Consider the following 583-nt stretch of genomic DNA (forward strand, 5'->3'; position numbering starts at 1 on the left):
GCCATCGCCATGGTGGCGATCGAGCCCGGCATGTTCTTGGCGCACAGCGTGGTGCCTTCGAGCGGGTCGACCGCGATGTCGACTTCGGGGCCGGCCTTCATGCCGACCTGCTCGCCGATATAGAGCATCGGCGCCTCGTCGCGCTCGCCCTCGCCGATCACGATGGTGCCGCGCCCGCGATGATTTATGATATCGACCCCAGCGTCACCGCGCTCGTCGGAGACGGTGTGCAGATCACCCAGGTGATGACGAATTTGCTGCGTAACGCGGCGACCGCTTTGCGCGGCGTCGCGTCACCGACCATTACCGTTTCCTGTCGCCGGACACAGGACGGCACGGTTGAGATCGGCGTAATCGACAATGGTCCCGGCTTCGATCCGGAGGCCGATAGTGCGCGTTTCCATCAGCGGGCGACCTCAACCACAGGCGGTCTAGGCATCGGCTTATCGGTATGCCGAGCCATCGTAGCTGCGCATCACGGTACGATCCGCGCCGAAAACACCGCCCAGGGCGGCGCGGCAGTCTACTTCACGCTGCCGGGCCAATGAAAGCAGCCCAGATCCCCCCTTCAGGGATTGCCATG

General features: G+C 64.3%; 2 protein-coding genes. One reads left to right on the forward strand and one right to left on the reverse strand.

Annotated features, from left to right (window positions below):
* The coding region (locus AACY52_RS32460) for a fructose-bisphosphatase class II (RefSeq protein WP_370468068.1) at positions 1-254 on the reverse strand (254 nt) is incomplete at its 3' end.
* On the opposite strand from AACY52_RS32460, the gene AACY52_RS29460 reads away from it, so the two are divergent.
* Positions 180-548 (forward strand): ATP-binding protein, encoded by a 369-nt coding sequence (locus tag AACY52_RS29460; protein WP_339561243.1) that lies wholly within the window; start codon positions 180-182, stop codon positions 546-548. The two genes, AACY52_RS32460 and AACY52_RS29460, sit on opposite strands and share 75 nt — an antisense overlap.
* Positions 549-583 lie beyond the last annotated feature (35 nt).

The organism is Pseudomonas sp. EA_65y_Pfl1_P113 (genome assembly GCF_963970525.1).
Taxonomy (GTDB): domain Bacteria; phylum Pseudomonadota; class Gammaproteobacteria; order Pseudomonadales; family Pseudomonadaceae; genus Aquipseudomonas; species Aquipseudomonas tritici.

Coding starts and splice junctions, on each gene's coding strand:
- AACY52_RS29460 (WP_339561243.1), top strand. CDS start 180: ATGATTTATGATATCGACCCCAGCGTCACCGCGCTCGTCGGAGACGGT.